The following is a 23,766-nucleotide window of genomic DNA, read 5'->3' on the forward strand; positions in this document are numbered from 1 at the left end:
TTTCTTAATAGCCTACCAGCTTAAGTACATCTTCTGGACTTTGTTTTTCTCTAAATAGCTCGTAAACAAAGTTTCCTTCTTCGTCTTTAGTAATTAAAATGTGTCTTGGTTGAGGAATTAAACAGTGGTGTGCCCCTCCGTAGCCACTAATACTCTCCTGATAAGCCCCCGTATTAAAGAACCCTATATAAAGAGGCTTAGTATCGCTGAATACAGGGAGATAGATGGCATTAGTATGCTGTTCGGAGTTGTAGTAGTCATCAGAATCACAAGTAAGACCTCCTAAAAATACCCTCTCATAACTATCTTCCCAACGGTTGAGTGGCAGCATAATAAAGTGTCTAGAAATAGCCCAAGTATCTGGCAAAGTCGTCATAAAACTACTGTCTATCATATCCCATTTCTCACGGTCGTTTTGCCTTTTCTGACTAATAATTTGGTACAGGTTAGCACCACTCTCGCCCACGGTAAAAGACCCAAATTCGGTATAGATATTAGGCTCTTCTACCCCTTCCTCTTCACAGAATTTTTTAATTTGAGAAACAATCTCATTCACCATATACTCATAATCGTAATCGAAGTTGAGCGAGGTTTTAATAGGAAACCCACCACCTATGTTAAGCGAATCTACCTCTGGTGCAATTTTCTTAAGCCTTGCATACACTCGTAAGCACTTAAAGAGTTCGTTCCAATAATAAGCGGTGTCTTTAATCCCCGTATTGATGAAAAAGTGCAACATTTTCAGCCTTGCATTAGGGTGCTCCGCTATTTTCTGACTGTAATATGGGATAATATCCTTATAACCTATCCCTAACCTAGAGGTATAAAATTCAAACTTTGGTTCTTCTTCGGAAGCAATTCTAATCCCAATATTAAAGGTAGTATCTATACTTTCTGTAAGTTTATCCAGCTCTCTGTAATTATCTAGGATAGGTGTAATGTTCTCAAAACCTTCATTGATTAAATCTGATATTTTTTCCAAATAATCATCGGTTTTAAAACCATTACAAATTACTTCTATATCTTTGGTTACTTTGCCTTTATCGTAGAGTTTTCGTACAATATCCATATCAAACGCAGACGAAGTCTCCATACTAATATCGTTTTTAAGAGCTTCCTCTAGCACAAAAGAAAAATGACTAGACTTGGTACAGTAACAGTAGCGGTATGTATTGCGATACTCGTTTTTAGCAATGGCTTCCGAAAACCATTTTTTTGCCCTTTGGATATTTTGCGAAATCTTTGGTAAATAACTTATCTTTAGAGGTGTCCCAAACTTCTCTACCACTTCCATTAGGTTAATCCCATGAAAATGAAGACTTTCATTCTCATAACTAAACTCTTCTTGTGGAAAATAAAGCGTTTGGTCTATTAGTTCCGAATATTTAATTTTCATTCTATTATTAAGTCTTGGATTTTACTAAAACTAAGTGCAAAAATGCAAAAAAAGAATGGATATAAAAGCACCTATTGTAAAAAAGTTTCCCCAAAAAGCAATGCAGTCCCGCTCTAAAAAACGATATAGACCTTATAAAAAAATCGTCTAAACGATTTTATAAAAACCTTTAGACGATTTGCTCCATTCGTTTAGACGAATTTACTCTCCCTTGGCTGCCTTCTCATATTTGACTACCGCCAGCATTTCTCTAAGCTCTATACCTGGGCGAAAGAGGATTTTATTGCTCTTTATCTTAGCTGCAGTTACCTTATCTTCGGTTTCTGCTCCCTCAGAAGAAATAGAAATTTGGAACGAGCCAAAATCTCCAAAACGAACAATTTTACCATCTGACAGATGTTTAGATAATACCTTAGTGAGGTCGTTAAGTACTGCAAGCACATCGGTATCACTTACGGTGGTACTACCCTGTGCAATCTCTTTACTTAAATTTCGGAAAGTAACCTCTCCACTAGCTTTAGCCGAAGCATAATACTTCTTAGGTTCTTCGGGCTTACTAGGATTGCCTTTTTGTATCACTGTGAATTTTACTGGCATAATACTTTATTTTAAAGATGATTACTATTTGTTTAATAGTTGCTGAACAAGAGATTTTAGCTCTTCTATCTGTTTTTGTTGAGCTTCTATTTTCTTTTCCTGCTCTATACTATGCAAATAAAGTTCTTCTATCTTCTCTACATTGGTAAACTGAGTTGCCATAAGGTCTACATACCCCTGTTTTTTGATAGCTTCTGCAGACTGATACCCTGGCAAATGCCCATTAGCTTTTACAAAATCTTCTACTTGCCTAAGGGTTTTAAAGCTATAATCTGCTTTAATGCTAGAAGTACCCGTATAATATTTTTGAAACACATAGTCTGGGAAAATAGCTGCACCGTTAGTTCCGATAAAAGCTGTTGCCTTTACTTTACCTGCCACTTCTAGTTTTTCTACTGGTGCATCTACACCTATACCTACATTATCCCCAAATCTAACTTTTCCCTCATTAGTATAGATAGCATAATTCTTATCTGTTCCTGCCTTTACATTATCCAAATAGATACCATACATATCTGTTACTTTAGCTGTTGTAGCAATATCAGTATACAACCTACTTCCGTACAGTCTGCCCACCTGTGCATTGCCTTGCAATCTTAACATACTGAAAAGACCTGAGTATGTAGGCGATGTGGTATTATTACCTAATGTGAGATCAAACCTAGCAGAAGCTCCACCGTTAATTACGGTTGTATTATCATTAACAAAAACCATATTCTGTAATCCTGCTACTGCTCCTACTGTTGACGATGCATAACTTCCGTTATCAGCTAGTTGAGTGTACACTTCATTAGTTATCCCCTCCATAACATCAGCTTTTCCTCCTCGCCTCATTTTAGTCGATGTATTTAAGGCATTCATTCTTCCTGCTTCTCCGCCTTGATAACTATTTGAAAATATATAAGTCCCTCTTATGGTATTAGCTTTTCCTACAGAAAATGAGGTTGCTCCAAAAGCACCTCCCATTATACTATTAGCTGTTGTAGTTGTAACGGTTGAAACATTAGAGCTGTTTGACTGAGAACTAGTTTCTATTCCTAGCTCCACAATTCCTCTCACTCCCATAACATCTCCTAAAGCAGTAACATCAGGGTTTATTGTAATTACTGAATTAGACCCTCTATAGTTTCTGATATTTGAAGCTATAGTATTAGTATGGCTCCCATTAACAGTTATATCTGTTTCTTCAAAAGTATACTCTGGAGCCCAAATAGTATTAGACGCTGGTAAAGAGAGCGGAAGAATATCTGATGAGAAGCTCTTTTTAAAACCATAGTCAGGTGCTACCCCATTAGGATTAGGCAACCATAAACTTTCTCCCGCTGCAGTACCATCATTATTTTTCATTTTCAAAACCAAAGCCCTCACATTTGGATTCGTTTTTTTATACAAAAAATCCACATTTGTCTCGTTAGCCGGTTTTAAGTAAGTATCTATAGAGCTAGTTGTAGTTTTCTGAGCCCAAAGTTGGTCATTGGTTTGGGTATCGCTTAATCTTACCCATTCTCCATTAGCTACACTACCACTTGGAGAAGTTTGGTTAAGATTCTTAAAATAGTAGAAACCTGGGGTTACATCTACTTGTTTGCCTCCTTTACTAGTATCCGCTAAAGTTTTACCCGAACCAGTATTATAAACAATCATCCCATCAAAATAGGTAGAGAATTTCCCTGGATTTATTGTTGATGTTTTAAATTCCCATGTGGTTAAATCTGTCTTTGGAAAATACAAACCTTTACCAACATTATTATTTGAACGATTATATCCAGATGCATCTAAAAAAGGATTTTCTTGATTTATTACTGGATTAGGATTTGACTGTGTATTGATTTGACCGTAAGCTAATGTTCCCAATAAAACACTTGCTAGAAATATATTTTTTTTCATTGTTTTTCTTTTTGTTTTTAGTTCTCTTATTTATACTAGTAACTTCCTCCTATTACATACCACGCTGAACCATCTGACATTAAAATATGCCCTTTACCTCCATCTAATGTGGTAGCACTAATTGGCTGATAACTTCCACCATAATTTAACTGTGTTCCTGATTGATTATTTACAGATAAAATCTTCCCTGCATAGCTGGAGGGGTTAGGCATATCAATAGTTGCTGTAGTAGTTTGGATTAAACAAAAAGTACCCTCTTTTTTCCATTCTGTATCATTAGCTTGAACTACTTTTCTAATCCCTCCTGTAAGTGACTGCAAAGTAACTGCTCCTGTTGCTCCTGCACCCATTTTAACCCAAACACCTCCTTTAAAGAAGTAAAAACCCGTAGCATCTACATTAACCGTTGTTCCCGAAGCAGTACCATCAGACACAGAGTCAATATAAAGTAGTGTAGATTCTGTAACACCTGTTCCCATATTAGCAGCTCTTAGACGGCTAACTCGAGGTATTAAAATACCTTCTACTGTAGAGGCTGTAGTCGACTTGTTAGCCGTATTAGGAGTTATTTCTAAAGTAGCTTTAGGTTGTGGTTCGTTAATACCCACTTTACCATCGTACTGTCCATAGGCTACAAAGCCTAAACCTAAAAAGGCGAATACACTCAATTTTGTCGTTTTTGTTGTCATAATATTTAATTTTAAAATTGTTGATATTTAAAGTTTATAAATGTTAGATATTGGATATTAGATTTTAGATGTTGGATTTTAGACTTAAGGGTTGAGGTGATACTAGGTTCTAATATCTTACCTCTAAGCTCTGATATAAAAAAACGCCTTCCCTCTCTAAACACACACAAAATGAGAGGAAAGGCTAAAACAGAAAGAGCAAAATACTCTCTCTGAACACTAAAAGCACCTAACAAGAACGACCATGTTATGAGACAAAACAATGGTGCTTTTAGCATATATTTATGAAAGCTAAATTTAGAATAGGATAAACGCCAAAAACCCCCAACAAAAGTTGGAGGAACGATATTTTGTTTTAACGATAAAAGTCTAAAGAATTTTCTAGATAATACGACGTATACGCAGGTAATTATCTGTGTGTGTGTGTGTGTGTGTGTGTGTGTTTACACAATTATTTGGAACTACCAAATTTTTGTGTAAGTTTTTTTCACTTTTTTGTATGTCACTGATAGTGTATCGCATAAATATGAAGCAAACTTATAACCTTTTAAGCAAGTATGCAAGTTTTAGCATAAGATTTTATGGATTTAGCTCTCTACTTTTACTTAAAAAGACAAGCAAACTCCCATGAGTGTAACTAATAGAAATGGTATCTTCATCGGCTATATTTCTAGTGCCTATCCTACTGGTGATAGATAAATCCTCTTTATTAAGACTCCACCTAAGCCCTTTGGTAACAATAGATTTAGCCTCTGGGAAAGGATACAAAGAAACAGTTTTGCCTTTTACCTCCTTTAGTTCCACCTGTTGAGATATAAAGAAGTAAGTTGCCATATCATCGTAGAAAGTAATGTCTATCTCTTCCTTAAACTGATAGGCTACGGTTAAATTACCTAAAAAATGGTCTTGCTCTTTGCCACTCGCTCCGTAAACATCTACTTTGGTAATTCCTTTCTGTTTAAGAAGGTCTAAGGCTTTATAAAAATCTGTAAAATCCTGATTGGGCGTAGAAATTACCTTCTCACTTGGAAGGTCTTCTAAAGAAACCACAGAGTCAAAATCTCCTGAAATAAAAGCCAACTGCTCCACCGTAACGCCTTTTTGTTTGAGATAACTCCAAGCTCCATCGGTACACGCCCAAATATCCCCTTCCGAATAAGGAGGCAACTGTTTGGGAGGTTCGCCATTGATGTATAAAATTGCTTTTGGGGGTTCTTTAGCCATTGTGATTCTATGGTCTATCATTAGGATTCCAATACTCTTCTGGTTCGTGGTGTAAATGAGAAATGTATCTCGCTAATACAAACAGATAATCAGACAAACGATTGAGGTATTTTATAAGTTCCGCTCTTACTTCTTCTTGCTCACTTAAAGCGACTAAATAGCGTTCTGCTCTTCTACAAACCGTCCTTGCCACATGTAAATGAGCTGAAGCCTTGCCTCCTCCCGGTAAAATAAAGAATTGTAGTGGCTCTAGCTGTTCATCAAAGGCGTCTATCCAACGCTCCAAAGCCTCTATTTCGTTTTGACCTATAACTAACGGAAGTCTAGATTTACCATTCGCTAAGAAAAGTTTATCCACAGGCGTTGCAGACTCCGAACCAAGTGTAAACAAATCAAATTGAATGACTTTAAGTTGCTTTAAAACTTCTACCTCTTGAATATAAGATTTTGCCACACCTAGACACGCATTAAGCTCGTCTATAGTACCATAAGCCTCCACTCTAAGATGAGCTTTAGAAACTCTTGTACCTCCATAGAGAGAAGTAGCTCCACCATCGCCTGTTTTTGTATAAATTTTCATTTAGCGAACATCAATGTTAAATCTTTTCAAATCTAAAGTTTTCTCCGAGATAGGCTTGTCTTACCTCTAGGTCGTTGGCTAAATCTTCTGGTAAGCCTTCCTTTAGAATTTTACCTTCAAACATAATATAAGTTTTATTGGTAATGGCTAAAGTCTGTTGCACATTATGGTCGGTAATAAGGATACCGATATTTTTCTCCACCAAAGACCTCACAATTTTTTGTATATCTTCCACGGCAATAGGGTCTACCCCTGCAAAAGGCTCATCTAGTAAAATAAAGTTAGGGCTAGTCGCTAAGCACCTTGCAATTTCGGTACGCCTTCTTTCTCCACCCGATAACAGGTCGCCTCTGTTCTTCCTCACGTGTTCTAGTGAAAACTCCTCTATAAGTGCATCACACTTTAGGCGTTGCTCTTTTTTAGAAAGTTTGGTAAGTTGTAGCACCCCCATAATATTGTCTTCTACAGAGAGTTTTCTAAACACCGAAGCCTCTTGTGCCAAATAACCTATCCCCTTTTGGGCTCTGCGGTACATAGCATCTTTTGTAATGTTTTGCTGGTCTAGAAAGATATTACCTTGCGTTGGCTTTACCAAACCTACAATCATATAAAAGGTAGTAGTTTTACCCGCTCCATTAGGCCCTAAAAGCCCTACTATTTCGCCTTGCTTCACCTCTATGGATACGCCTTTTACGACCTTCTTAGGTCCGTATTCTTTTATTAAATTATCTCCCCGTAAAATCATAAGTACAAATATAGAGATATTTCTTTAACAATTGAACTAACAGAAAAAAGCCAAGATAAATCTCTTGGCTTTAAATTATTTATCTTTCATTAAGTTTAATATAAAAACTTAACGAAGTACATTAAATTATTTTTAATGCTTAGTATCTTTTCCTCTAGTACCACCATGTCCTAAAGCGACTACCCTCAATATTTTAATGTTGAGAGCTATAAATCTAAAAAACTGCACCAGTGGATTTTGCATTTTAGATTTCATTTTATCTGATATTCTTTTTGCCATAACTTTTTAATTCTATAATACTATTCAGGAATCATATACCAAAAAGGCTTCATTTTAGCCTTCCACAAGAAAGCATGATGCAGAGAATGTTTAACCCAATGCCCTGCTAGACCTATCTCTCCAAATGTTTTGTTTAAATCTCTTCCGCCTGATTCTTTATACTTTACATAATCTGGAACAATAGGAAATGTTGTAATACTTACCGCAGATCCTTTAGTAAAACCAAATCCTGCAGACGCCACACATGCAGCCCCCATATTCCCCAAAGAACCTCTATGAGGCGTTACTATCTTACCAGCTTTAATACTTTCAATAATATTATCCGCTACTAGTTTAGCTATAATTCCTGAAGGCATACCCGTCCTAGGTGGAGAAGGAAATATATCTGTTCCGTTAGGGCTTTTTCTCGGTTTAGAGATTGTATGAGGCGGTGCAAAGGCAATACCTGGTGCAAATATATTTTGGTAAGTAGGATTTTGGTAAGTCTCTGGCCAATCTTGCACCGTCCATTCTTCGTAAGGTTTAGGTGTATAATCTGCATCTACTATCATAAAACCTTTGAAAAGCTTATCGGTAATATCTGCTCCATTTTTATCATAAGCTTTAAAACCATGTCCTGAAAACGCTGGAATAAGCATTCCAAAATCAAACGTTTCGGTTTTAAATTCCCCCTTTAAATTTTCGTAATGTACTACGCCATCTTCTACTTTATTTACTCCCGCTCCTAAAATCCATTTAATATCTCTGTCTTCAAACACCATTTCTACCATATCGCTGGACTTCATTATCATATCTCCGTAGGTTAGTAGCATTCCGTCCATACCAAAATCCCCTAATTCGTTTTCGTTAGAAATCCATGTAATTTCCACTTTATCTCTCACACCTGCATTTCGTAGCTCGGTATCTACATTAAGAATATACTCAAAAGCCGCCCCTTGACAAGTTGCTTTAGGATGCCCTGTGCCAATCAATATTTTTTTCTTAACATCACTTGTTTTTAATTCTTGAACTAAATGATTGAGTGCTTCTGCAGCGTGTTCTGCATGATCATAAGTACAAACTGAATAACATTTATTGGTTGCTGGAGATAGACCTTCCGTAAGGTCAAAAGCTAACTTAGGTCCTGTAGCATTGATAAGATAGTCGTAATCTACTTTTTCTATTTTACCTTTATCTTCTCCTACCACATATTCTACTTCTACGAAAGGTTTAGCAAGGTCTGCACTTCCTTCTGGGTAAAACGCCACTACTTTAGCTTGTTTATACCCAATATTATGTTTTTTATATAATGGAGCTAAAGGGAATATAACTTCACTAGGTTTCATTCTTCCGATACCCACCCAGATATTAGAGGGTACCCATTGATAATTAGAATTAGGCGAAACTACTAGAACTTCGTGTTCTTTACCTAATTTTCTACGCAAATAGGTGGCTGCGGTATGCCCCGCTATTCCCGCACCTAAAATTACTACTTTTGCCATAGAGGTTTATTTTTAGTAAAGGTACACTATACTTTTCATTTGAAGTGTAACTTTGGTTACTTTACTATTTTTTCTCTATGTAGCACCTAACAGTTTATCCTTTCATTAAACCAACTATTATGGTGTATTATAAATCTTTAAGTAGCTTTATTTGATTTCTGTACAACAATACCTTACCTTCATTTTCTAATTTTTTGAGCATTCTGCTTATTACCACTCTAGAACTTGCCAAATCGTTAGCTATCTGCTCATGAGAAACATTAAGCACTGTTTTACCCATAGTTTTAGATTTTTCTTTAAGATAATTAAGTAACCTTGTATCTAAACTATTAAACACCACCATATCCAATGCCTTAATAACCTTCATAAATCGATCTTGCATTGTCATCATAACAAAGGATTTCCATGTGGGATATTTCATCATCCACTTATCCATATACTCCATAGGTATCATCCAAAGTTCTGAAGGCTCTTCTGCAACCGCAATAATCTCGCTTTTTTTCTCCTGCATACAGCAGGTAAAAGTCATCGCACAACCATCTTCAGCGTTGAGATAATACATCAGTAGTTCTTTACCGTTATCATCTATCATAGAGACTTTTAGCGTTCCGCTCATCACAATAGGCATATAGACAATAGGCTGCTCCACATTGATGATTACCTCGCCTTCTTCGGCTAGTTTTAGTTTTCCTACGGAAGAAATTTCCTCTATAAGTTCTGGTTCAAAAAGGTTATTAACACGCTCACTAAATTGCATCTCGTAAGATTTTTATTTTAACACCAAATGATTTTCTATTACCAAAGCCTTTAGCTCTGTTTCTCGCCATTCTTTTTGAGGCTGACTTTTAGCGTTTATACCACCGCCCACATACACCAAAGCCTTGTTTTGATACACCTCCGCACACCTAAGATTTACAAAATAAAACACGCCATTATGGTGGGTTATTTTAATATATCCAGAATAAAGCTCTCTAGAGTGGCTTTCAAACGCCTTGATACTTTCCTTACAAAATGCTTTTGGGATACCACAAACGGCTGGTGTAGGGTGCAAATCTTCTATAATATACGGCACTTTGTCTGCGACAACTTCTAGCACAAAATCGTTTCTAAGGTGCTTTATAGAACCGCTTGGCACGGTATAAGTTTCGGATACTTCTACCCTATCCGAATATTTGGAAAGCGTGGCTTTAATATAATCCGTTACAGGTTTTTGTTCCTCTAGCTCTTTGTCTGTCCATTCTTCGTGAAGCGGCAGTGTTCCCGCTAAGCTCATCGTCTTGAACTGATGACTACTAAAGTCATACTCGCCTAAAGTTTCGGGCGTAGCTCCTACCCAACACTTGCTATCACGAACAAATAAATAAACCAAAGCCGAAGGATAGGCTTTGCATAAGGCTAAAAAAGTAGCTGTAAGCGATGCTTCTCTACCGTTAAAGCCTAGTGTTTTTCGTCTAGAAATTACCAACTTGGGTAAACGGTGCGTCTTGATAAACGCCACCACTTGGGCTATCTTTTCTAAGTAAGTATTTTCGTCCTCATCAGCTTCGGCTAAATCCGATATAGCCTTTAATTCGGTAGAAGAATAGTCTAAAGATTGTAACTCTTCGGCAGAAATTTCTTTGATGGTTCCCCTAAATACATATTGTTGTTGCCCATCAAAATCAAAAAAAGAAACCTCATCTTCCGCTCCAGTAGAGGCTTCGGATAAGGTATAAATGGTTGTTGTATTAGGTAGTCTATAAAAAACAGAATCTCTCTGCATCTATTTCGCTATAATATTATTAGTCATTGTGGTATGGTTGATAAGCACTCCTTTCTCATCTCTGATTTCTATTTCAGAAACATGTACCGTTCTGCCTTTTCTAATGAATCGGGCAACGCCAGTGAGCATTCCATCTTTTTTACTTCTAAGGTGATTAGAATTGATGTTAGTCCCCACCGCATAAAACTTTGATGCGTCCACATTGATACCTGATAGGCAAGAACCTAGCGTTTCTGCTAATACGCAACTTGCCCCACCGTGCAAAATCCCAAATGGCTGATGCACCCTTTCGGTTACGGGCATCGTAGCAGTAAGAGTGTCTTCGGTAACATCGGTAAACACGATGTCTAGCAGCTTACCCATATGCATCTCGCCCCAATTATTAAGAAACTCTAATATCTCTTTTTTCTTTGCTTCTTCCATCGTTCTAGAAAATGATTATTGAATGTTAGGATTCCAGTTTTCTGGTACTTTAGGTACGATGTTTCGCTCCACAAAATAATCACTAATCATTTTAAGTATTTCTTCGTAAGGTTTTGTTTGTACTTCTTCTAGACTTATCTTCCTACCCAAATAGATGGTTTTGGTTTTAAAATCTCCAGAAGCCATTACAATAGGTACTTTAGCTGCCAAAGCCATATGATAAAATCCTTTTCTCCATTTCTCTACATAGCTTCTAGTTCCCTCTGGAGTAATCACCAGCGAAAAATCTTCTTTTTCAAACTGTTTTGCGACAAAATTTACTAAATCGTTCCTTTGGCTACGGTCTATCCCAATACCTCCTATTGCCTTTATTAAACCTCCATACCAAGCCTTAGTGTGGTCGTCTTTTATAATTACCTTAAGAGGCTTCCCTAAAGACCAATAAGCTAGGTTACCCAACATATACTCCGAATTGTGTGTATGTGGAGCCACCACAAGGATACAGCGGTCTAGGTTATTAACATCTCCATCTAAAACCACCTTCCAACCTATAATTTTAAGAATGATTTTCGCTAGTATTTTTTTCATAGTAATTTAATTTTTAAACAAAACAGATAGCCCAAAAGACTTAGGCTATCTGCAAAGGTAATTATTTTGTACTAAATTTATTTTAAAAAAATATTCCGAAAACGAAATCTATAAACTTAGTAATGAGTTCTAAGACTAACTGTATCATAATATTTTGTTTTTATGGTGATTATTTTTAGCAAATATAAGTTTTTATTATCAACTTCAAAACTTATTTTCTGTTTTTTATACTGATGATAATGTCGCTAATATCATCACTGTCTAGGTTAAGTCCTTCAATTACTCTTTCGGCTTCTTTCTCATCGTATTTCTTGCCATTAACGATGATAGAATCGCCATCTGCAGTATTAAAGCTAATGTTATTACCGCCAGAACTGAAAGAGAACGAGGCTTGATTAAACACTTTGCTATTTGAACTGTGAGAATTATTAGATTGATTATCTCTATCCTCCTCATCTTCGCTAAGGTTAACTTTTGAATTTTCCATTCCCAATACCTTCATCGTTCTAGGAACTACCAATTCGTAATCTATGCTGTAATTTCTCATTCTATCTTGGTACGGATAGCTAAAGTAGTTAGGTATGAATATTTTATTACCTTCCACTTTTACTGGAATATTCGCTCTCAATGGTAAATTATACCCAGATGCTCTTTTCTTAACCACGAGATAAGGTGTTTTTACAGTATCTTTTCTCACAATCTCAATGTACGGATATCCATCTTCTTCAAAAACAGTTTTATTATCAGAGTACACGCTATTCCAGTAAGATTTGAACTGTGGTGGTATGTTCACTTTGTTAGTCCCTACCCACAAGCTATCAGAAGTGGTATTGATGGCTATATTATCTGTTTCCTCGTTAGAACCTCTAAAATTGCTTTGATAATTCACTGCGGAGAACCCTGTAATTCCTAATAGTACCAGCCAAACAAAACATAACGCACCTATAATATACCCCACATACTTCAGCTTAGTTTTAGGAGAAAATAACTTGATAGATAAAAAGATGAATATCAGCGCAGGTATAAGCATCGTAACAAAAGCTAAAGAAAGTCCCGCAAATTTTATATTAGTATCATCTATATAAAACCCTACAAACCCTGGCAAAGTAAGCCCTGAACCTGTAACACTAACCCCAAACACCATAAATGCTCCTGCTAAAAACACCAATCCTAACAGTCCTAAAAAACCGCCAATTACATACCTTAATGCATTTAGAATGCTATTCCCCGCTTCGTTGATGACAGGTCTATTATCCTGATACACCTCATTGATGCGTTGTGTAGAATCGTTGGCAAATTTTACTATTTTGCTAGATTCATTTTTTAAGTTATCAAAGTTAAGTGGCTCCCCTCTCATCTTCAGAAAATCTGCTGCCGTAGTTGCCTTGGGAAGAATAATCCAAAAAACTACATAGACTAATACCATAAGCATTGGAGACCCTGGCAATGGAATCAATATTAGAAATAATGCCAACCAAATAAGCCTCATAGCCGTCATATCCATTCCGAAGTAAGATGCCATACCTGCACATATTCCTGCTATTTTTTTTCTTTCTGGATCTCTGAAAAGTTGTCTTTCTGACACCTTAGTTCTTTGTTGGGTAGTCTTTTGGGTGTTATGATAATCTTCTTCTTGTTCTTCTATTTGTTCTGGTCTTCCTATTTGAGCAATTACTTTCTCTACATCAGCATCATTTACCACTTCTCTCCTACCTAGACTCTCTTTAAATATTTCTACAATTCTGATTTCTATATCATACATAATCTCATCAGCCTCCTCTGCATCTAGAGAGTTTCTAAGAGCCTTTAAGTAATCACTTAGTTTGATATAAGCATGTTCTTCTATCATAAAAGAAAAACCAGCCAGTCCTATTGATAATGTTTTATTCATTTGTTTAGTGTTTAGAGGTTATTGTTTTTGAGTGATTTTGTTTACAGCTTGTGTAAGTTCTTGCCAAGTAGTTCTCAGTTCTTCTAAGAAAACTTTGCCTTTATCCGTAATTTGATAATACTTTCTAGGAGGTCCTCCCGTAGATTCTTCCCATCGGTAAGAGAGAAACTCTCCGTTTTTAAGTCGGGTAAGTAGTGGATAGAGCGTACCTTCCACCACATCAAAGTCTCCGTCTTTTAGCACTCCCATCAAATCGGAAACATACATTTCCTTTTTACTAAGAAGATCTAAAATACAAAACTCTAGAATACCCTTTTTCATTTGAGCTTTAGCATTTTCTATATTCATAGGTTTAGTTTTTTATTCTATTAAACTATTTCAACAGTACAAAGATATAAAATAAATTTACTATTATGCAATACAAAGTAGTGTTTTTTATTAAAAATTTTCTAACCTAACAAAAAAACTCCAGCTAAAAGCCAGAGTTTCAATCTAATTTCAAAAAGTATTTTCACTAACATTCCGCCACATTTACTGCAATAGCAAGACCTCCTTCCGAAGTTTCTTTATATTTAGCATTCATATCTTGAGCTGTTTCCCACATAGATTTTATAACATCGTCTAGGCTTACCTTCGCAGCCTTAGGGTCGCTCTCCAGAGCAAGATTTGCTGCTGTAATCGCCTTCATCGCTCCCATTGAATTTCTTTCAATACACGGAATTTGAACCAAACCTTTAATAGGGTCGCATGTTAAACCTAAGTGATGCTCCATAGCAATCTCTGCTGCCATCAGTACTTGTTCTGGCGTTCCACCTGATATTTCCGCAAGACCTGCCGCCGCCATAGCAGACGATACACCTATCTCTGCCTGACAACCACCTGCCGCTGCCGAAATGGTTGCGTTTTTCTTAAACAAAGTCCCTATCTCACCTGCCACCAATAAGAAACGAATCACATCTTCCTCTGAATTGAACTCCGTGAAAGTTTGTGCATACATAAGCACCGCAGGAATAACGCCACTCGCTCCATTAGTAGGTGCCGTGATAATTCTTCCAAAGCTGGCATTCTCTTCATTTACCGCCAAAGCAAAGCAAGACACCCATTTATTGATGGTATTAAAACTCCTCTCGGAATTTACCACAAGATTAAACCACTCGTCTATATTATGATATTGAGCGTTCTCGCCTAAAAGTTTCTGGTTGAGCTTAGCTGCTCTTCGGGAAACATTAAGTCCACCTGGAAGAACACCTTCCTTGCTAACGCCTTTATAAACACATTCTTTAATCTGTTGCCATATATATAGGGCTTCCGCAGCTGTTTCTTCTTGAGTACGCCACGCCTCTTCATTGATTTTAACTAAATCGGAAATTCTTGTTAAATTCAGTTTTTCACAATAATGGATAATATCTTTCGCTTTATGGCAAGGATACAGCGTTCTGATACAGCTTTGCTCTAAAGTATTCTCTTCTTTGGTTGCCACGAAACCACCACCCACAGAGTAATAATCTTGACTCACTTCTTCCCCATCATTAAAAATAGCTCTAAAAATCATTCCGTTAGGGTGAAAGTCCAAATTCTCTTTCATATTAAGAACGAGATGTTTACCATATACAAAAGGTAATTCTTTCTCTCCTCCTAAGTTCAATTTTTGAGAAGTTTTAATAGTATCTATTTTTTCGTCTATCTTGGTAGTATCTATTGTTTTAAAATTTTCTCCGCAAAGCCCCAGCATACCAGCGATATCAGTTCCGTGTCCTATCCCTGTTTTAGCTAAAGAACCGAAAAATTCTACAAACACCTCTTCTACTTCTTGTATGGAGCGATGTCTTCTTATCAAATCCAAGAACAATTCTGCTGCGTTCCACGGTCCCATCGTGTGGGAACTAGAAGGACCTATCCCTACCTTAATTATTTCAAAAACACTTATTGATTGCATCGGCATTATAAATTAAACGGCAAAGATAAAATATTAAGATAGGCTTAAAAAATTTTTCTTAAAATTTCCGATACTTCCTTCGCTTTGGTAGCTGGAAAAAGGTGCGTTGCATTCTTTATAATATAGTCTGGCTGAGAATTTTGTATTGGAAATGCTATATCTTTATCCCCCATAATTTGGATAATATTTTCTGTTTTTTCAAACTCCCAATTCACTATCTTGTCCAAACTCCATTTGAGATAATATGGGTCTCTCACTCTAAAATATTTGTCAACCCTCGGGCTATCGGCTTCTATAAATTTCCTTATAAAACTATACACAAATACCGATTTTTCTGAGAAAAAGGAAATAGGAAGAAACTTCAATAATTTCATTTTCTTGAAAAAATAACCCACTTTTGGCATTTCAGCATCCGATTTTATGGAGGCTAACAATACCACCTTTTCCGCAGGCTTTATTTTTTTGTTGATTTCTTGTACTATAAAGCCTCCAAACGAATATCCCAAAAGTGCAAATGGTTCAGAAAAATCAATTTTCTCTGCCATTCTACGGACATAATGCTCAAAACTCTCATTATTTTCAGGAATAAGCCACGGAATAAAAATAGGCTCTACGGTATCTGGAAACTTAATATTTTCTAAAATTTTAAAATCGGCTCCCAATCCACTGATAATGTATAATTTCATATTATATTTATTATAATTAATTAAGCGGATTTATAGCCTGCAAAGTTTATGCTACACTTATGACTAATCAATCCAATATTTTTATTTTAGCCTGATGAATTTCTGAAAATTGTTCTACTAAGGAAGATTCTCTTGCCTTCTTTATCGAAGCAACGATACTGCAATTTTCATCAGCGTTAAATTCTCTTATCTGAGCCTCATTTTTATTTAACAAAGTAAAAATCACATTTTGAAGATTGAAGGGAAATTCTATTCTTATTTGAGTTTCTAGTTCTTTGGTAACAATCTCTGCTCCGTCTAGTGTTATCTTAGCGGACTCTTTGTAAGTCTTTACCAAGCCACCTACCCCTAACTTAGTACCACCATAATATCTTACCACAATCAGCAGAATTTGAGTAAGCTCATTAGCTAAAAGTTGGTTATAAATAGGCAAACCTGCACTACCAGAAGGCTCTCCGTCATCATTCGCTCTATAATTTTCTCCATTAAGTCCTAACCTAAAGGCATAGCAATGGTGTGTTGCTTTAGGGTGTTCATCTTTTATTTTATCTAAACACGCTTTTAGCTCTTCCTCATTATTTACAGGATAAGCATAGCCTAAGAATTTACTTCCTTTTTCTTTCAAAAGGATATTTTCTACAGGCTTACTAATGGTTTTATATTCAAAAATAACTGACGACAATAGCTCTAGTTTAGATGAAAAATGAACACAAAAATAAGAATAAATACTAGTCATACAAAACGCCACAATGTTTAAAAATACTACACTCTTAACCCTTTAAGAGCTTTACTAGCTTTATGTGAGGGGTTTTTATAATAATTGCTAATTTTCAAATAAATTCATTTAAGATAAATTTGTCTTAAATAGAATTTTTATTACATTTGCATAAAATTTAAATATAATGTTTTCCAAAGCCTGTGAATACGGAATAAGAGCTTGTGCTTATATCACTATAGAGTCTATGCAAAATCGTAAGGTAAAGGTAGCAGACGTAGCCAAAAAGGTAGGCACACCTGAAGCGTTTACAGCAAAAATACTTAGTGCTCTTACCAAACATAACATCGTGAATTCTATAAAAGGACCATACGGTGGCTTTGAAATTGAAGAACAAAGAGCTAAGAGTATTAAAATAAAAGATATTGTAATCGCAATAGATGGCCACTCTATACTTTCTTCATGTAGCCTAGGATTTTCTTCCTGTGATGAGAGTAACCCATGCCCACTCCATTTTAAATATGTGAGCGTAAGAAATGAACTTTGCAAAATGCTAGATACAACCACACTTTTTGAAATGGCTATAGATGTAAAAAACAAAAAATCAAAATTATTAGAGGTTTAAAAAAATTTAATCTAAAAAACGATAAAATTATCCGAAATAAAAACTCAATAAAAATATTAAACAATCAATAACTTTTTAATAAAAAATGAATCTTATGAACTTACAAACCAAACTAATCGGTGAAATAGTAGCAGACGACTTCAGAACGGCTACTGTATTTAAAAAATATAAAATAGACTTCTGCTGTAAAGGAGACCGCACCATTGCTGAAGCATGTGAGAAAAAAAATATAAACCCACAAAAGGTTTACGATGATTTGGCACAGATACCTTCTACAGAGATTTCTGAGATAGATTTCAAATCTTTCCCACTAGATCTTCTAGTAGATTATGTAGAAAAAACTCATCACCGCTATGTGGAAGAAAAAATCCCTATCCTACAAGCCTTTTTAGAAAAGCTTTGTAAAGTTCACGGACAAAGACATCCTGAACTTCTTGAGATAAAAACATTGTTTAATGAATCCGCTCAAGATTTATCAGCTCATTTAAAAAAAGAAGAACTCATTCTCTTCCCTTTCATAAGAGCCATGGTAAACACCAAAATATCAGGAAAACCTTTTGTGTCAGCCCCTTTTGGAGCAGTAGAAAATCCAGTTAATATGATGAAGCACGAACACGATACAGAAGGCGAGCGTTTTAGAAAAATTGCTACACTAACATCTGATTATACACCACCTGCAGACGCTTGTAGCACATACAAAGTTACCTATGCTATGCTTGAAGAATTTGAAAATGATCTGCATCGTCATATTCATATAGAAAACAATATTCTTTTCCCTAACGCAATAAAATTAGAAAGTGAACTTTCAAACTAATCATATTTCTAAATAACACACTCTATATCAATAGGAAGTGTATTTTCAAGTACACTTCCTTTGAAAAAAATCACAATTTCTTTTAATCACACAAATAAAGGATATCGTGAAACAATTTAATCCGTAAAAACACAAAAACATGAGTCTAGAAGTAGACAACTATTTCATAGAAAAAACAAATGCTGTTAAAAAACGGTATCATAAAGATGACATCATAGTAGAAGAAGGAATGATCTCTCGTTTTTTTTATTATCTAGAGCAAGGGGATTTGTGTGTGTATCATTTTACTGAAGATGGAAAAGAGTTTTTACAACATAAGGTAAGAGAGCATACTTTTTTTGGTGAGCCTGCTACATTACTAGAAAAACCTTTCCCAGGAACAGTAAAGGTGACTTCAGAAGAGGCTCTAGTTATCAAAATTGAAAGAGCTAAATTCATGGAATTCCTCTCTTCACATCTTGATTGGAATATAGATTTTATGAAAACTATAGCCGCGAAAGCATTGGGTAGAAGTGATGCTCTAAAAAATATTATTTTTCAAAATCCTGAAGAAAAAATCCTGAATCTTTTAAATAATTATAAAAAAGGGAAAAAGGAAGAAATGCTTATAAAATTAACAAGAAACGAAATGGCACAGATGCTAGGACTAACAGTAGAAACAGTAATAAGAACCATTAAAAAAATGGAAAAAAAAGGACTATTAAAAATATTGAAGGGAAAGGTTCACTATTAAAAACGGACTGTATATGAATAAAATATCAGATAATTTTTTGGTAAAATTAGGACTATTCAATTTTCTTTTAGTAGCGATTTTGGGTGCTATAATGAGGTATAAGATTGTTTGGTCTATGCCCTTTTTCAATCAAAAGCATCTTCAGGAAGCTCACTCACATTTTGCTTTCTATGGTTGGGTAAGTTCAGTAATATACTTGCTCATGATATACTCTACAAGAGAAACATTATCAGCCAAGCAGTTGCATACATACAAAACCTTTATTATTCTAAATTTTGTAGCATCATACGGCATGCTATTTTCCTTTTTGTACGGAGGTTATTATTGGGGTTCTATATTTTGGTCTGCAATGGCTTTATTTCTAAGTTTTGGAATGTTATTTTTATGGATAAAGGACTATAAACATATACAACATCCTTCTAAAATTTGGTTTCTAGGAGGTTTATTTTTTGCTGGATTTTCTTCCTTTGGCGTTTTTAGTTTAGCTTATATGAAAGCCTTTGGAATTATTCATCAATCCTTGTATTGGGCTTCCACATTATTTTACCTACATTTTCAGTACAATGGTTTTTTTGTACTATCATGCATAGGCATTATTCTCAGCTCTTTACCTTTACAACAAAAAGATTTATATAAACACAATCTTATTTTTGGAGCATTTGCCTTATCTACATTATGCTCTTATACCTTATCTATCAGCTGGATTGGCAACTCTAAGTGGCTTCTTTTAGGAATATCACTACTCGGAAATATCATTCAACTTTTAGCAATATATGGGTTAGCTCACTTAATAAAAAAGCACTTTAGAGTTTTTATAAAGAAATATACTTTATTAGAAAAGATAATTTTTAATGTTGTTATTATATCTTATCTTATTAAAGTACTATTACAACAGATTTCAATTATTCCAGAAATAAGCCAATGGGTTTTTGGATTCAGAATGATAGTCATTGCTTATCTTCATTTGGTACTATTGGTTTGCGTTAGTAGTTTCTTGTTACTTCAAATCATTGTAAAATATGGCTTTTATCGATCTAAAATAGTCAAAATAGGGGTAATTTTATATTTAGTATCTATCATATTGAACGAATTAGTACTTGCTCAAATTGGGTTATTATCCTTGGTCAATATGTATTGGCGTTGGTCTCCTGTAATGTTATGGTGGATTTCTGTTGCTCTTGTATTAGCTATTACACTCATTTTTATCGGATTGAAAATAAAAAATAAAGAGGAATTTCATTCCTCTTTATAAACAATAAAATTTCCCCCCTCATGTGTCAGCTTCCCCGAGTGTCCATCTTGAAGAATCTCCCATGAGATAAGATTTCCCTCAAAAATCGGATTACCCTCGTGATTAGTTCCTTTGGCATTAAGTTCATATTTTACACCATCTTTTTCTAAGTTTACCGCTACCTCATTACCTTTTGCAAAGTAAACTATGGTAATAGAGGTACCATCTGTACCCTTATAGGTCTTTTTGGGCTGTACGAGACTTTGTTCTGCCGTAAGATTTGGAGATGGTGTTGTTGTAGTTCCTTTATCATTACACTCTATGAATACTCCTGCTACTAAACAGGCAAGAAACAGGTATACTATTTTCATAAAACTATGGTTTTAGACTCAGAATATATTTTACCATTTTTTTTGCATTTTCTTCACTCATACCAGAGTGTGGAGTCATTGGAACCTCTCCCCAATTCCCCTTCCCTCCTTCAACTATTTTTTTTGCAAGCATATCTATATCTGCATCAGTGTATTTATTTGCTATATCCTGATAGGATGGTCCTACCAATTTGGTGTCTACTTTATGACATCCTAAACAATCCGCTCCTTCTATAAGTACCAATCCTTCGTCTTTGTTGGATAAATTTGTATTTTCTTTAGGAGCTGGTTCTTCAAGCATAATATTACTTTCTTTAGCTAGACTATTTTCTTTCTGTTCATCTTTTTGATTACACCCAATGATAGCCATAATACCTAGTGTATAAACCAATATTTTTTTCATAATAAAAAGATTTTTATAAAATTATCACACAAATGTCAATAAATTAAACCCAATATTTTATGATTCGAATCATAAGCTACAGCCGTACTATAAAGGTACCTTTGTCAGAGAAACATTAATACCTATTTGTAAAATGAAAAAGCTTAAATTATTTTTAATGAGTGGGGCAGTTTTGTCCGCTTTATCATGCGGCGGAAACAATAAGCCCGAAGATAGTATATCTGTAACCTCTACAGAAACAGCTCAAAGTAACGAAACACCTTCTACAGAAGGAAGCTATGACCCTCAAGTAGGGCTAGGCAAATTTAATACTAGTAATGTAGATGTAACCAAATTTGATGCAACCATGGCTTCCGAAGGTGAAAAACTTGCAGAAGTCAAGTGTATTTCTTGTCATAAACCAAGTGATGAGAAATTAGTAGGGCCAGGCTGGAAAGGTGTAACCCAACGCCGCACCGCTCCTTGGATTATGAATTTTATTACTAATCCAGACCCAATGATTGACAAAGACCCTGAACTACAAAAACAACTAGAACAGTGTATGGTAAGAATGCCTAACCAAAGTTTAAGCGATCAAGATGCGAGAAATATATTGGAATATATGAGACAAATTGATGGTGCAAAATAAAACATTACAATTATGAAGATAAATAAAATATTAGGCTATTCGGCACTATTTCTAGGGAGCATCTACGCCCTAGAAAGTTGTAAACCCAAAGGGACAGAAAATGCTGTAGCAGGTGATGCAGCAGAAAAAGTATATGTGGCACCAGGTAAACATGACGAATTTTATAATTTTGTCAGCGGCGGTTTTAACGGACAAATGGGAGTCTATGGTTTACCTAGCGGGAGATTACTAAAAGTAGTTCCTATATTCTCCGTAAATCCCGAAAATGGCTATGGTTACAGTGAAGAAACTAAGCCCATGTTAGAAACTTCACATGGTTTTATTCCTTGGGATGACCAGCATCACCTTGAACTTTCACAAACCAATGGAGAAGTTGATGGGCGTTGGATTTTTGCTAACGCTAATAACACACCTCGCATCGCAAGAGTAGACCTTTCTAGCTTTAAAACAGTAGAAGTTTTAGAACTACCAAACTCCGCAGGAAATCATTCATCTCCTTTTATTACAGAAAATACAGAGTATGTAGTAGCTGGAACTCGTTTTTCTGTACCTACTGATGATGCTAATGGTGATGTACCCATTAATAGTTTTAAAGAAAATTTTAAAGGCGTAATTTCCTTTGTAAAAGTAGATAAAACAACAGGAGAAATGAAACTGGCTTTTCAAATAGAAGCTCCTGGTGTCAATTTCGACTTATCTCATGCAGGCAAAGGTAAATCTCATGGCTGGTTCTTCTTCTCTTGTTATAATTCAGAGCAAGCTAATAGCCTATTAGAAGTTAACGCTTCTCAATTTGACAAAGATTTCATCATGGCTTTAGACTGGAAAAAAGCAGAAGAATATGTGAAAGCAGGTAAAGGGAGAAAGGTAAAAACCCAATACGCACACAACAAATGGAATGAAGAAACCCATACAGGTAGTTCTAAAATGGAACAAGAAGTAACGGTGCTGTCAGCTAAAGAACTTAAAGATTTATGCTACTTTATGCCAACACCTAAATCACCACATGGGTGTGATATAGACCCTACAGGTGAGTATATTGTAGGTTCGGGTAAATTAGCAGCTCTGATTCCTGTACATAGCTTCAGTAAAATGCTGAATGCTATCAAAAACAAAGAGTTTGCTGGAGAATATGACGGCATTCCTATTCTAAAATACGAATCTACCCTACACGGAGAAGTTCAAAAACCTGGTTTAGGTCCTCTTCATACAGAATTTGATGATAAAGGTTATGCTTATACTTCATTCTTTGTTTCTTCGGAGGTTGTAAAATGGGATATCAAAACTCTCAAAGTTTTAGATCGTCAACCTACATTCTATTCCGTAGGACATTTAATGATTCCAGGTGGAGACTCTAAGAAACCTTTCGGTAAATATTTGGTAGCTTATAACAAAATTACCAAAGATAGATTTTTACCTACAGGTCCAGAACTAGCTCAGTCTGCACAATTATATGACATTAGTGGTGATAAGATGAAACTTTTACTAGACTTCCCTACATTTGGAGAGCCTCATTACGCACAAGCTCTTCCTGCAAAACTCATCGCAGATAAGCAAGTAAAATTCTATGATATTTCTAAGAACAAACACCCTTATGTAACCAAAGGTGAAGGTGAATCTAGAGTAGTTAGAGATGGTAATAAAGTTCATGTTTACATGACCTCCATCCGTTCTCATTTTGCTCCTGATAATATTGAGGGTATTAAAGTTGGTGATGAAGTTTATTTCCATGTAACCAATCTGGAACAAGACTGGGATGTCCCTCACGGATTTGCGATTAAGGGTGCAGAAAATGCAGAACTCCTCATTATGCCTGGAGAAACTTGCACACTTAAGTGGATTCCAAAAAAGGCAGGAATGTTCCCTATGTACTGTACTGACTTCTGCTCTGCTCTACACCAAGAAATGCAAGGCTATGTAAGAGTTTCACCAGCAGGAAGTTCAACACCTCTGTTGTTTAGCCTTAACAATAAAGCAGACAACGCCCAAGGTCCAGTAAAAAAAGCTGAAACTAAATAAAAAAAGAAAGGGCGGACATCTACCGCCCTTTACAAATAAAAATAATAATAGAAGACAATAAGC

At 35.6% G+C, this 23,766-nt stretch carries 26 protein-coding genes; 6 read left to right on the forward strand and 20 right to left on the reverse strand.

All coding sequences use genetic code 11. The features are described from left to right. Window positions 1–4 precede the first annotated feature (4 nt). The 18 genes from D1J36_RS00840 to D1J36_RS00925 all read right to left on the reverse strand — a co-directional run bounded on the left by D1J36_RS00840 (window position 5) and on the right by D1J36_RS00925 (window position 16,900). Window positions 5–1,396: a decarboxylase gene (locus D1J36_RS00840; protein WP_004919458.1), complete on the reverse strand. Its 1,392-nt coding sequence runs from the start codon at window positions 1,394–1,396 to the stop codon at window positions 5–7. Window positions 1,397–1,597: 201 nt separating this feature from the next. Continuing rightward, entirely contained in the window at window positions 1,598–1,993 is a 396-nt protein-coding gene (locus D1J36_RS00845) for an HU family DNA-binding protein (RefSeq protein WP_154137062.1), read from the reverse strand. A gap of 24 nt (window positions 1,994–2,017) precedes the next feature. Continuing rightward, on the reverse strand, window positions 2,018–3,880 hold the full coding sequence (locus tag D1J36_RS00850; protein WP_252339398.1) for a hypothetical protein: 1,863 nt from the start codon (window positions 3,878–3,880) through the stop codon (window positions 2,018–2,020). A gap of 35 nt (window positions 3,881–3,915) precedes the next feature. Further along, window positions 3,916–4,569 carry a hypothetical protein gene (locus D1J36_RS00855; protein ID WP_154137063.1) on the reverse strand — a complete coding sequence of 218 codons (654 nt, stop codon included), beginning with the start codon at window positions 4,567–4,569 and terminating at the stop codon, window positions 3,916–3,918. Between the two features lie 579 nt (window positions 4,570–5,148). Further along, window positions 5,149–5,793 carry a thiamine diphosphokinase gene (locus D1J36_RS00860; RefSeq protein ID WP_252339399.1) on the reverse strand — a complete coding sequence of 215 codons (645 nt, stop codon included), beginning with the start codon at window positions 5,791–5,793 and terminating at the stop codon, window positions 5,149–5,151. A 7-nt stretch (window positions 5,794–5,800) separates the two neighbouring features. Beyond that, window positions 5,801–6,373, reverse strand: a complete 573-nt coding sequence (locus tag D1J36_RS00865) for a cob(I)yrinic acid a,c-diamide adenosyltransferase (RefSeq protein ID WP_154137065.1) — start codon at window positions 6,371–6,373, stop codon at window positions 5,801–5,803. 16 nt (window positions 6,374–6,389) lie between these two features. Continuing rightward, entirely contained in the window at window positions 6,390–7,118 is a 729-nt protein-coding gene (gene lptB, locus D1J36_RS00870; protein WP_154137066.1) for an LPS export ABC transporter ATP-binding protein, read from the reverse strand. A gap of 132 nt (window positions 7,119–7,250) precedes the next feature. Continuing rightward, entirely contained in the window at window positions 7,251–7,397 is a 147-nt protein-coding gene (locus tag D1J36_RS00875; protein WP_154137067.1) for a hypothetical protein, read from the reverse strand. 20 nt (window positions 7,398–7,417) lie between these two features. Next, window positions 7,418–8,878: an NAD(P)/FAD-dependent oxidoreductase gene (locus tag D1J36_RS00880; RefSeq protein WP_154137068.1), complete on the reverse strand. Its 1,461-nt coding sequence runs from the start codon at window positions 8,876–8,878 to the stop codon at window positions 7,418–7,420. A 127-nt stretch (window positions 8,879–9,005) separates the two neighbouring features. Next, complete coding sequence (locus tag D1J36_RS00885; RefSeq protein ID WP_154137069.1) at window positions 9,006–9,635, reverse strand: Crp/Fnr family transcriptional regulator; 630 nt, start codon at window positions 9,633–9,635, stop codon at window positions 9,006–9,008. Between the two features lie 12 nt (window positions 9,636–9,647). Beyond that, entirely contained in the window at window positions 9,648–10,640 is a 993-nt protein-coding gene (locus D1J36_RS00890) for a chorismate-binding protein (RefSeq protein ID WP_154137070.1), read from the reverse strand. Further along, window positions 10,641–11,063, reverse strand: coding sequence for a PaaI family thioesterase (locus tag D1J36_RS00895; RefSeq protein WP_154137071.1), 423 nt, complete (start codon window positions 11,061–11,063; stop codon window positions 10,641–10,643). A gap of 15 nt (window positions 11,064–11,078) precedes the next feature. Beyond that, on the reverse strand, window positions 11,079–11,651 hold the full coding sequence (locus D1J36_RS00900; RefSeq protein ID WP_154137072.1) for a 1-acyl-sn-glycerol-3-phosphate acyltransferase: 573 nt from the start codon (window positions 11,649–11,651) through the stop codon (window positions 11,079–11,081). Between the two features lie 211 nt (window positions 11,652–11,862). Next, window positions 11,863–13,542: a PspC domain-containing protein gene (locus D1J36_RS00905; RefSeq protein ID WP_154137073.1), complete on the reverse strand. Its 1,680-nt coding sequence runs from the start codon at window positions 13,540–13,542 to the stop codon at window positions 11,863–11,865. 18 nt (window positions 13,543–13,560) lie between these two features. After that, window positions 13,561–13,890: a PadR family transcriptional regulator gene (locus tag D1J36_RS00910; protein WP_014937251.1), complete on the reverse strand. Its 330-nt coding sequence runs from the start codon at window positions 13,888–13,890 to the stop codon at window positions 13,561–13,563. 166 nt (window positions 13,891–14,056) lie between these two features. Then, the gene (locus D1J36_RS00915) at window positions 14,057–15,478 is read right to left on the reverse strand and encodes an L-serine ammonia-lyase (protein ID WP_154137074.1); all 1,422 of its coding nucleotides are present in this window, start codon (window positions 15,476–15,478) and stop codon (window positions 14,057–14,059) included. A 44-nt stretch (window positions 15,479–15,522) separates the two neighbouring features. After that, the gene (locus D1J36_RS00920) at window positions 15,523–16,164 is read right to left on the reverse strand and encodes an alpha/beta hydrolase (RefSeq protein WP_154137075.1); all 642 of its coding nucleotides are present in this window, start codon (window positions 16,162–16,164) and stop codon (window positions 15,523–15,525) included. 67 nt (window positions 16,165–16,231) lie between these two features. Then, window positions 16,232–16,900, reverse strand: a complete 669-nt coding sequence (locus tag D1J36_RS00925; protein ID WP_154137076.1) for an IMPACT family protein — start codon at window positions 16,898–16,900, stop codon at window positions 16,232–16,234. A 166-nt stretch (window positions 16,901–17,066) separates the two neighbouring features. Here D1J36_RS00925 and D1J36_RS00930 point away from each other — a divergent pair, with 166 nt between their 5' ends. The 4 genes from D1J36_RS00930 (at window position 17,067) to D1J36_RS00945 (ending at window position 20,303) form a co-directional block, all read left to right on the forward strand. Continuing rightward, entirely contained in the window at window positions 17,067–17,504 is a 438-nt protein-coding gene (locus D1J36_RS00930) for an RrF2 family transcriptional regulator (protein WP_052910287.1), read from the forward strand. 94 nt (window positions 17,505–17,598) lie between these two features. Then, on the forward strand, window positions 17,599–18,318 hold the full coding sequence (gene ric, locus D1J36_RS00935) for an iron-sulfur cluster repair di-iron protein (protein WP_107046321.1): 720 nt from the start codon (window positions 17,599–17,601) through the stop codon (window positions 18,316–18,318). Between the two features lie 139 nt (window positions 18,319–18,457). After that, window positions 18,458–19,051 carry a Crp/Fnr family transcriptional regulator gene (locus D1J36_RS00940; protein ID WP_107046322.1) on the forward strand — a complete coding sequence of 198 codons (594 nt, stop codon included), beginning with the start codon at window positions 18,458–18,460 and terminating at the stop codon, window positions 19,049–19,051. Window positions 19,052–19,064: 13 nt separating this feature from the next. Continuing rightward, window positions 19,065–20,303: a hypothetical protein gene (locus D1J36_RS00945; protein WP_154137077.1), complete on the forward strand. Its 1,239-nt coding sequence runs from the start codon at window positions 19,065–19,067 to the stop codon at window positions 20,301–20,303. Here the strand turns inward: D1J36_RS00945 and D1J36_RS00950 are convergent. Both D1J36_RS00950 and D1J36_RS00955 read right to left on the reverse strand, forming a co-directional pair. Continuing rightward, a complete protein-coding gene (locus tag D1J36_RS00950) occupies window positions 20,288–20,653 on the reverse strand; it encodes a hypothetical protein (protein WP_154137078.1) in 366 nt (121 codons plus the stop codon). The genes D1J36_RS00945 and D1J36_RS00950 overlap by 16 nt on opposite strands. Window positions 20,654–20,657: 4 nt before the next feature. Further along, window positions 20,658–21,056: a c-type cytochrome gene (locus tag D1J36_RS00955; RefSeq protein ID WP_154137079.1), complete on the reverse strand. Its 399-nt coding sequence runs from the start codon at window positions 21,054–21,056 to the stop codon at window positions 20,658–20,660. Between the two features lie 133 nt (window positions 21,057–21,189). On the opposite strand from D1J36_RS00955, the gene D1J36_RS00960 reads away from it, so the two are divergent. Both D1J36_RS00960 and nosZ read left to right on the forward strand, forming a co-directional pair. Then, window positions 21,190–21,684 carry a c-type cytochrome gene (locus D1J36_RS00960; RefSeq protein ID WP_154137080.1) on the forward strand — a complete coding sequence of 165 codons (495 nt, stop codon included), beginning with the start codon at window positions 21,190–21,192 and terminating at the stop codon, window positions 21,682–21,684. A 12-nt stretch (window positions 21,685–21,696) separates the two neighbouring features. Continuing rightward, window positions 21,697–23,703, forward strand: a complete 2,007-nt coding sequence (gene nosZ, locus D1J36_RS00965; RefSeq protein ID WP_154137081.1) for a Sec-dependent nitrous-oxide reductase — start codon at window positions 21,697–21,699, stop codon at window positions 23,701–23,703. Window positions 23,704–23,766 lie beyond the last annotated feature (63 nt).

This window comes from Riemerella anatipestifer (assembly GCF_009670965.2).
GTDB lineage: Bacteria > Bacteroidota > Bacteroidia > Flavobacteriales > Weeksellaceae > Riemerella > Riemerella anatipestifer_B.